This window comes from Aquirufa sp., from assembly GCF_044239315.1.
Taxonomy (GTDB): domain Bacteria; phylum Bacteroidota; class Bacteroidia; order Cytophagales; family Spirosomataceae; genus Aquirufa.
In genome coordinates this window covers 66,515-76,457 of sequence record NZ_JBIIBQ010000012.1, presented here as the reverse complement: position 1 = coordinate 76,457, position 9,943 = coordinate 66,515, and the positions used below count along the sequence as shown (strand labels likewise).

Genomic DNA, 9,943 nt, shown 5'->3' with positions numbered 1-9,943 from the left:
TTTACAGATGGTAGTTCGTATAAAAATATCATCACAGAGATTTCGTCTGACAAAACAGAATCCAAGATTAGCATTAAAATAAATGAGACAGATCAGTGGACACTCATCGGTTATGTATTTTGCCTCATTTCTTTCGTAACCATGGCCTATGGCCCTATTGCTGCGTTTTTAGTGGAGATGTTCCCGACAAAAATTCGATATACCTCCATGTCCTTGCCTTACCACATTGGAAATGGCGTTTTTGGGGGATTGATGCCCGCCATAGCGACTTTTTTAGTCTCGAATGCGCAAACGGCAGGAGTCGTTCAAAAACCCTATTTAGAAGGATTAAACTACCCTATCGCTTTAATTAGTGTCTGCGTGGTGATCGGAGTTATTTACATCAAATCAGATAAAAAAGCAGCAGCATGAACCTCATCAAACGCATTTTAGGCATAGTTTGGATCGGTCTAGGAATCGGTGCAGGCATTTATTTGATTTATTTTCAAGCGGTTCCTTTATGGGCCAAAGGCGGTAACGACCTCGTCCCTGCCATCATTTACACCTTTGTATTAGCACCTCTCATTTCGATTGGAATGAGCCTTTTTGGCTATTATTCCCTTCAGGGAGAATTTGACAACATTTAATTATGAGAATTACCAGCCTAGCGGATTACCAGAAAACGTATGAATTAAGCGTGCAAGAACCAGAGAAATTCTGGGCGAGCATCGCGAATGAATTTGAATGGTCTAAACCATTTACGAAAGTCCTAGACTGGAGTTTTGACGATTATTCGGTCAAATGGTTTGAAGACGGTCAATTAAACATAACCACTAACTGCCTAGATCGCCATTTAAAGACGATTCCTGATCAAGCAGCCATTATCTATGAGCCCAATGAACCAGGTGATGCAGCCGTAACTCTGACCTACCGCGAACTTTACACTCGTGTTTGCAAAGTGGCCAATGCCTTAAAATCACAAGGGGTTGAAAAAGGAGATCGTGTGTGCATTTACATGCCGATGATTCCTGAATTAGCGATTGCCGTTTTAGCTTGCGCTCGAATTGGGGCGATTCACTCCGTTATTTTTGGCGGATTCTCTGCCCAATCCATAGCGGATCGCGTCAATGATGCGACCTGCAAAATCGTTTTAACGACTGATGGAGCCGTTCGTGGGAACAAGGAGATTCCCATGAAAGAAACGGTAGATGACGCCATTGCGAATTGTCCATCTGTCGAAAAAGTGATTGTTAAACGTCGGACAAATACTCCAGTTTCCATGCTGGAGGGTCGGGATCTTTGGTGGGATGAAGCTGAGCACGAAGCTTCAGCAGATTGCCCAGCTGAAGTCATGAACTCAGAAGACCCCTTGTTTATTTTATATACTTCAGGTTCTACAGGAAAGCCAAAAGGTGTCGTTCACACCTGTGGTGGCTACATGGTTTACACGGCCTATACATTCGCAAATGTATTCCAATACAATCCAGGCGAAGTTTATTTCTGCACCGCAGATATTGGCTGGATTACGGGCCACTCCTATTTAGTCTATGGACCGCTTTTAAATGGCGCAAAATCCATTTTATTCGAGGGTGTTCCTACCTATCCGGAAGCGGGACGTTTTTGGGACATCATCAAAAGACACCAAGTCAACATTTTCTACACCGCACCTACAGCGATTAGATCACTGATGGGAATGGGAAATGAATACATCACCAACAAAGACTTGAGCTCACTACGCGTCCTAGGTTCCGTAGGTGAACCGTTAAATGTGGAAGCATGGCATTGGTACAATGATCACGTTGGCAAAGGGAAATGCCCTATTGTTGATACGTGGTGGCAAACCGAAACAGGTGGTCACATGATTTCGCCTATCGCCGGAATTACCCCATTAAAGCCAGCCTATGCCACTTTACCATTGCCAGGTGTTCAACCTATACTCGTTGACGAAAACGGCAAAGAGATAGAAGGCAATGGCGTAAATGGAAATTTATGTATCAAATATCCTTGGCCAGGAATCATTCGCACCACCTACGGGGATCACGAGCGTTGCAAATCAACCTATTTCTCTACGTATCCGGGACTCTATTTCACTGGAGATGGATGTATGCGGGATGAGGATGGCTATTACCGCATCACAGGGCGTGTAGATGATGTCATGAATATTTCAGGACACCGTATAGGCACTGCTGAAGTAGAAAATGCGATCAATATGCACACAGGCGTTGTGGAATCAGCAGTAGTAGGTTTCCCTCATGATGTCAAAGGACAGGGAATCTATGCCTATGTCATCTGTGAGCATATGCCAGAGAATGATGCGTTAATGCGCAAAGATATTTTAGCGACCGTTACTCGTGTCATTGGACCGATTGCAAAACCAGACAAGATTCAATTCGTTACCGGTTTACCTAAAACCCGTTCCGGCAAAATCATGCGCCGCATCTTACGAAAAGTAGCTGAGGGTGAATTTGGTAGTTTGGGAGATACATCTACGTTGTTGGATCCGGGAGTGGTGGATTCGATTATTTCCGGAGCCTTATAAAAACGCTTTGCGTTTTTATAAACTCCTGAAACAAAGAACAAAGATCAAAGCAAAAAGTACAAAGTTGGAATCGCCTGCGGCGATACATTCAGAGATATTGAATATACATTCTTTGAACTTTGCTCTTTGAACTTTGCCCACTGTCTACTGATCACTGGCTACTGTCTACTGCGTGATATGCTTCTCTAATTTGGCCAAAACATCAAACGCCGTTTCTGCCATCTTATTCCCCTTATTATCAAGCAAGGGGTTAATTTCAGCTACTTCTAGACAAGCAACTTTTCTCGTAGAAATAAATAATTCAATAATTGAAAGGGCTTCTTCAGAGGTAAATCCTGACTTAACTGGAGTACCAGTTCCATAGGATATTTGATCACAATCCAGCGAATCCACGTCAAAGGAAATAAAAATTATATCGGTTGATTGCAAATGGAGAATGGCTTTTTGGACACATTCATTAATCCCTTCCTGACGCATTTGTTCTACTTTAAAATGCATCACGTCAAACTGATTAATAAGAGATTCCTCCGCACTCTCAAAATCCCTTAAACCAAAATAAACCAACTGTTCTGGAGACATTTTGGGCCCTTGAATACCTATATTTTTTAATTGCTGCCACGAATTAACCGTCTCATTTGAAACTTGATTTATTCGACAGTCCAAGTTATCCAAATTCATAGCTGCCGCTAATGGCATACCATGTATATTGCCCGAGGGAGATGTAAATGGGGAATGTAAATCTGCATGTGCATCTATCCAAACCACCCCTAGCTTTTTCTCTGGATAGGCTTTTTTTATTCCGCTAATTACGCCCAATGCGGATGAATGATCTCCGGATAAAACGATTGGAAAATAGCCCTTTTGTAGATTGGTTGAAACAGAATCACAAACTCTTTCGCATTGTTGCAAAACATGTTCTATTCTTTTAGCAAAACTATTGATATTCTTTTGGTATATAGTTTCGTTATGAGTAGCAATATCCTCAAAAAGATGGCGATGAAAAAAATCATCATCCTTATTGATAGCCGCAATTTCTAAGGCATCTATACCCATGTCCGATCCTCGCGTCCCAGCACCGATATCAGACCGGTTTTTAAGAAGTTTAATAATCATGGTTTTGTTGATGTAGTCGTTGCTGCGCAACTTAGTCAATGTGCAGCTGCTACGCAGCTTAGTCGTCACTTTGTGACTTAGTCGACTTTGTCTTAGTCGCTGCTACGCAGCTTAGTCGCCGCAAGCGGCTTAGTCAATTAATCACCAGAAAAAATTTCAGGTAAGGGTTTACAAAATTATTGCGCAGCACAATTTTAAAACCCTTACCTGAAACTTTTACCAAAAATAAGTATAAAGAGCAATCAATCCCATCACCACTACAACCGTACCTAAAATGAAAGATGGCTCTAACTTGAACATTTTGGCATCAATCTCTAAACCTTTCGGATTGTTCTTGCTCGCCGGATCAGCTAGGGAGATAATCACCATAGAAACCACGCAGAAGATGAATACCCAGCCCATGCGGTCCATGAATGGAATCATATACACATCGCCATCAAGGAATGCCGTATAGAACATACAATCATTAACGCCCGTCCAAGTAGGAATGTATTTCGATAAAATCGAGAAGGTAACCCCGCCAATTAAGGCAAATAGTGCTGCATTGGAAGTTGTTCTTTTCCAGAAGAAACCTAGAATAAACAAGGCAAAAATACCTGGAGAAACATATCCGGTATACTCTTGAATGAACTCAAAACCACCTTTTTTGTCGATACCCATAAATGGTGCAATCGCAATCGCCAACACCATGGAAGCTACTACCGCAATTCGTCCGATTGAAACTAATTGCTTCTCTGAAGCACCTGTATTGATGTATTTCTTGTAGATATCTAACGTAAAGATCGTAGAAATTGAATTCGCTTTACCTGCCATAGAAGCTACAACAGCTGCTGTTAAGGCTGCAAAGGATAGACCTTTTAAACCAGCAGGCAATAAGTTCAATAAAACTGGATAGGCACTATCTTGGTTGATTACACCGTCTTTCAACATCTCCTGCTGGAACATACCGTCCTTGTGCAACAAATAAGCCGCGATACCTGGTAAAACCACGATAATAGGCATCAACATTTTCAAAAATGCAGCGAACAAAATACCGTTACGAGCTGTTGGGAGATCTGCTCCTAAAGCGCGTTGAGTAATGTATTGGTTACATCCCCAATAGTTCAAATTAATAATCCACATACCTCCGATTAACACGGTAAGACCTGGAAGGGATGGATAATTCGCGTTATCCTTGTTCAAAATCATGTGGAAATGTTCAGGTGCTTTGGTCATCAAATGATTTAATCCGCTCATCATACCCTCACCACCGAAGTGATCAGAGACCATTTGTAATGCCAAATAAGTCGTTGCAAGTCCCCCTAAAATCAAAAAGAACACTTGAATAACATCCGTATATCCAATTACTTTCATACCACCTAAGGTGATAATTACTGCAAATACAGACATTCCAATCATACAAACCGTGAAGTCAATACCTGAAATAGTCGTTACCGCTAGGGCTCCTAAATACAAAATAGACGTCAAATTCACCGCTACGTACAACATTAACCAGAAAACGGCCATAATTAAACTCACTGTGGGAGAATAACGTTGCGATAAGAATTGAGGCATGGTGAAGATTTTGTTCTTCAAATAGATCGGCATGAAGAAAATCGCTACTATTAGTAAGGTCGCTGCTGCCATCCATTCGTAAGTTGCAATGGCCAGACCGAGTCTGAAACCATTACCTGACATACCAATAAATTGCTCTGCAGAGATATTAGATGCAATTAGTGACGCACCAATCGCCCACCAAGTTAGAGAACCTTCTGCTAAAAAGAAGTCATTTGAGTCAGATAATTCAGATTTTTTCTTGTTGTAAATCCAATAGCCGTACCCAGCTACTACTACGAAATAAAAGAGAAAAACGAGGTAATCGAGTGTTTGTAAACCGTTTGATTGCATAGAGTTTTGTAGTTAATTTTGGTCTTTAATTGTCTAAATTAAGATTTTTATCGGAATTGTGCTAATCCCAAAGCTCGGGTTTCACTAAAACCACTTCCTCTTCCCTATCGACAATGACCATACCTGGTAGTAGATCCTTTGTTTTTCTCACATATTTCTTCGATGTAACAATCACTGGACAAAAAGATTCTGTCTGTCTTTTAGAAAAATAGGCTGCTAAACTAGCTGCTTTTTCAATGACGAAGGCAGGAACAGTTTTATTTTGGGGATTTCGGATGATGACATGTGAACCGGAAACATCTCGTGCATGAAGCCAGATATCCTGTTTTTTTGCATATTTCAGCGTCAGCAAATCATTGTTTTTTGCATTCTTACCTACCCAAATCACCCATCCTTCCACTTCAAACTGCTTGAAAGGTAACTCCTCTGTTGTATTTTTCGATAAGGCGATGGCTAAAAAGGGCTTCAAACCTTTTCTGGTTTCGACGGATTCTAAAGCGATTAATTTAGCTTTGATTTCTTCGATTTCCTGCTGCTTACGGGCAATGTTCTCCTCCCAATGAGCCAATTCTTTACTGAAATTCTTTGCCTTACGATAGTAATTCTCTGCATTCGCAGCCGGACTTAAAGTAGAATTCAACTTAATCGTAATCGGTTGATTTCGATAGAAATCCTCCAAAGTCACCTTGCTCTCCCCTTCTGGAATGAGATGCAAATAGGCCATCAAAATATTACCTATTTCCTCAAATGGCACATTGGTCTCTCTGATCACCTTCTGCTTCTCGAGTTCTTGTAAGTAGAGTTGGGATTTGGCTAGATTTCGTTCCAAGCCATCCTGCACCTGACTTTTCTCTCTTGTAAACTCCCCTACCGAATAATGCAGCACATAAAACTGGTTTAATGCGGCAATGGGATCGGTTGACTTATAAAGCAAATTCTCTGAAGGTGGGAATAAAGTAAATCCAATTCCTTTAGGCGTCTTGAACACATAAAAATGCCCCTCATCGAGTATTTCAAGCATCTTCTGTAATAATGCCCAGCGGTCTTTGAGGTTCAGGTTCTCGAAACCTTGAGCGGCCAGCCAAGCCTGGGCCTCTTTTCCTAAAGTGGGGAAAAGGGGGAAATAGTCACCATCTGTGACTTGAAAGGCCTCAAAACTCTGATCAATTGATCTTGATATGCCAGACAATACTAGCTCATCGTCCTTTTTCAAGCGCTTTTGGAACTGAGAATCATATTCCCCGTCGCGATATAAAATCAAATTGGCGCGGTTACCAAAAAGCTTAAAAACTAGCACATAATTACCCAGAAAATGAATCCCAAAGGCTCTCTCATTTTCGTACATCTCCACTTCCTGGACTTCGGCTAGGAGTAAATCGGAGAAAAGATCGATGGAATTTCGACCAGCTCGGTGAAAGGATTCGGGGAATTGTAAGCTAGAGAACTGGGGACCGAGTGAACATTTGATGTAGAAGTCGTCTCCGTTTTGGCGTTCAAAACCTAAAACCAATTCATCCTTCTCCTGCGAAAAACACTGTTTTAAACGCGCATACATCAATATCTGCCGCAAATGGCTCGATAAAATCCGCAGAAAATAATAGTTATTATGCATCGCTTAGCTTAAATTTATCCTCATGTCATTGATACCCGACTCCTATCTCACTATCGCGAAACCTGCTGAAGGACTTTACAAAGATAAAGGAAGTAAATTCATCAGCTGGGCATATCCGGTGAAAGATTTGGAAGAAATCAAAAGCCATTTAGCCACCCTAAAAGAAGCACATCCCAAAGCCAGACATATCTGCTATGCCTATCGCCTGGGTTTTACGCCAGAGGAAGCTCGCTCGAATGATGACGGAGAACCTTCCGGAAGTGCTGGAAAACCCATTTTAAATACAATTTTATCACACAATGTGCACTTTGTTTTAGTGGCAGTGGTTCGGTATTTTGGTGGAACCTTACTGGGGGTGTCTGGCCTGATTCATGCCTACAAGGAAGGGGCGATCGATGCGCTGGCGAATGCGGCAATTTATGAAAAAGAGCCAATGAGCGTTCGGAGCATCGAATTTAGCTACGCTCAGATGAACGAGGTGATGAAAATTTGCAAGAAACACCCCATCCAACTAGTAAATCAAGTTATTGATAACCTTTGTACCTTTGAATTGACTTATCCATCTCGGCACGCCGCAGAGATTGATGCATCTCTAGACAACCTATGAACTTTTTTAAAATTTATTTGACTGCCTCTGGGATTCAATTACAGAATCAACAGGGCCTCGTTTGTTCCGTTCCTGGCAACTGGGATGACTTTATTAACCAGTCTCAGCTATTTCAACATTGCGCATCTCTGAATTTTCAGGAGGCCAAAATCGAAAATCCTCTTTGCCCGATCGATTCACAAGAAATTTGGGCGGCTGGCGTGACCTATTTACGCAGTAAGGTAGCCCGAATGGAGGAATCCAAAGAATCAGGCGGCGATACTTTTTACGATAAAGTCTACGATGCCGTTCGACCTGAAATCTTCTACAAAGGAAATCGTCTACGTTCAGTAGGTTCTGGTGGCAAAGTGCGTATTCGAAAGGATTCTTTTTGGAATGTACCAGAACCAGAATTGACACTATTCGTCAATAAACACGGTGAATTAGCTGGTTACAGCATCGGCAACGATATGAGTTCCCGGGATATCGAGGGCGAAAACCCCTTGTATTTGCCTCAGGCCAAAGTATATGACGCAGCAGCCGGCCTCGGACCCTGCCTACTTGTGACGGAAAAACCCTTAGCACCTAGCACGGTAATCTCCATGGAAATCTACCGAAACGGCGAAAGCGTATTCCAAGGCGACACGGAAATCTCTCAAATGAAGCGTTCTCACGCCGAATTAGTGGATTATTTAACCCGTGAAATGTCCTTCCCTTCTGGTGTATATTTGATGACCGGAACTTGCATCGTTCCAGATCCGCCATTCACTCTACAATCTGGGGACAGCATCCACATCACGATTGAACCTATTGGAACCCTTATTCAAACCGTTGCCTAATGAATTATACAGACGCTTCGATTGCAGAAATCGACTTAGCCGTAGCAGCTTCAAAAGCCGCATTTCCCATTTACCGTCGTATTTCAGATGCGAAACGCGCTGAATTTCTTCTAGCCATTTCGCGTGAAATAATGGCAATCGGTGATGAGTTAATCCAAACAGCCTGCGCAGAATCACATCTTCCGGAAGCTCGTATTACGGGTGAACGGGGACGTACCACAGGTCAAATACAGGCTTTTGCTGATTTCATCTCAAATCCAGCCTGGAAAAAAGAGATCCACGATCCAGCTCAGCCTGACCGTGCTCCGCTACCTAAACCAGATTTATTTCAAACCCAAATTCCACTTGGACCTATTGCTGTTTTTGGCGCTAGTAACTTCCCCCTTGCCTTTTCAGTGGCCGGTGGCGATACCATTTCTGCGCTAGCAGCAGGCTGTCCTGTTATTTTCAAAGCCCATCCAGCTCATCCTAAAACAGGCAATCTCGTGGGTGGAGCCATTTCTAAAGCGGTCGCTTCATGCGGTTTACCTGAAGGCGTATTTCTTTTAATTCACGGTGCATCTCATGAAGTAGGTTCTCATCTAGTGCAACACCCAGATATTCAAGCGGTCGGTTTTACCGGTTCTTATCGTGGAGGAAAAGCCCTCTATGACCTTGCGGTGCGCAGACCACACCCCGTTCCAGTCTATGCGGAAATGGGTAGTGTGAACCCAGTAATACTTTTATCAAATAAAATCGCAGAAAACCCTGCCGCCCTCGCTGCCGGTTTAGCTGGTTCTGTTTGTATGGGTGTGGGACAATTTTGCACAAATCCTGGCTTACTGATACTTCAGAAAAAGAATGCCGGTTTCTTAGATTTATTGGCAGAAGAATTAGATAAACTTCCTTTAGGGACGTTTTTAACCCCAGGGATAGCGGATGCCTACACAGCAGGCGTTTTAAATCTGGCACAACATTCGAAAAAATTAACTTCGCGTGATTTACCTTCCCCAGCCTTATTTGTGGCTGAAGCCGCATCAGCGAATCGGGTAATTCTAGAGGAAGTTTTCGGACCCTGCACAGTGGCCATTTTAGTCGAAGATGAAGCGGAAATGATTTCCTTCATCGAATCACTCGACGGTCAGTTAACTGGAACTATTCACGGAACTAAAACGGAAATATCAGATGAATTAATTGATACCTTGTTACAAAAGGTAGGCCGTCTATTATTCAACGGTTTCCCTACAGGCGTAGAAGTTTCAGGCGCTATGGTTCACGGAGGTCCTTTCCCTGCTACCACGGATTCTCGCAGTACGAGTGTGGGGACGCAAGCTATTTACAGGTTTGTTAGGATGGTGTGCCTTCAGAATAGAGTATAGATTTTAGAGTAGAGAGTAGAGAGTATAGAT

General features: G+C 42.5%; 8 protein-coding genes and 1 pseudogene. 6 read left to right on the top strand and 3 right to left on the bottom strand.

Translation table 11 applies throughout. The annotated features are described in order from the left end of the window. The 3 genes and pseudogenes from ACILP5_RS06265 to acs all read left to right on the top strand — a co-directional run. A pseudogene (locus ACILP5_RS06265) lies at positions 1-411 on the top strand (MFS transporter); the annotation flags it as partial. Beyond that, on the top strand, positions 408-626 hold the full coding sequence (locus ACILP5_RS06260) for a DUF6814 family protein (RefSeq protein WP_395617799.1): 219 nt from the start codon (positions 408-410) through the stop codon (positions 624-626). The pseudogene ACILP5_RS06265 and the gene ACILP5_RS06260, both read left to right, overlap by 4 nt. Before the next feature lie 2 nt (positions 627-628). After that, positions 629-2,518 (top strand): acetate--CoA ligase, encoded by a 1,890-nt coding sequence (gene acs, locus ACILP5_RS06255; protein WP_395617798.1) that lies wholly within the window; start codon positions 629-631, stop codon positions 2,516-2,518. A gap of 165 nt (positions 2,519-2,683) precedes the next feature. Here acs and rocF read toward each other — a convergent pair whose 3' ends face one another. The 3 genes from rocF to ACILP5_RS06240 form a co-directional block, all read right to left on the bottom strand. Beyond that, positions 2,684-3,631, bottom strand: a complete 948-nt coding sequence (gene rocF / locus ACILP5_RS06250) for an arginase (RefSeq protein ID WP_395617797.1) — start codon at positions 3,629-3,631, stop codon at positions 2,684-2,686. 216 nt (positions 3,632-3,847) lie between these two features. Continuing rightward, entirely contained in the window at positions 3,848-5,518 is a 1,671-nt protein-coding gene (locus ACILP5_RS06245) for a sodium/sugar symporter (protein ID WP_395617796.1), read from the bottom strand. Positions 5,519-5,579: 61 nt separating this feature from the next. Continuing rightward, positions 5,580-7,088, bottom strand: a complete 1,509-nt coding sequence (locus ACILP5_RS06240; RefSeq protein ID WP_395617795.1) for an NFACT RNA binding domain-containing protein — start codon at positions 7,086-7,088, stop codon at positions 5,580-5,582. Positions 7,089-7,152: 64 nt separating this feature from the next. Between ACILP5_RS06240 and ACILP5_RS06235 the strand changes: the two genes are divergently transcribed. From ACILP5_RS06235 to ACILP5_RS06225, 3 genes are read left to right on the top strand one after another with little or no spacing between them, the layout of a single operon-like run. After that, positions 7,153-7,737 (top strand): IMPACT family protein, encoded by a 585-nt coding sequence (locus ACILP5_RS06235; protein WP_395617794.1) that lies wholly within the window; start codon positions 7,153-7,155, stop codon positions 7,735-7,737. Further along, the gene (locus ACILP5_RS06230) at positions 7,734-8,555 is read left to right on the top strand and encodes a fumarylacetoacetate hydrolase family protein (protein WP_395617793.1); all 822 of its coding nucleotides are present in this window, start codon (positions 7,734-7,736) and stop codon (positions 8,553-8,555) included. The genes ACILP5_RS06235 and ACILP5_RS06230 overlap by 4 nt, the downstream gene beginning before the upstream one ends. Beyond that, positions 8,555-9,913 carry an aldehyde dehydrogenase (NADP(+)) gene (locus ACILP5_RS06225; protein WP_395617792.1) on the top strand — a complete coding sequence of 453 codons (1,359 nt, stop codon included), beginning with the start codon at positions 8,555-8,557 and terminating at the stop codon, positions 9,911-9,913. Before ACILP5_RS06230 ends, ACILP5_RS06225 begins: the two co-directional genes overlap by 1 nt. Positions 9,914-9,943 lie beyond the last annotated feature (30 nt).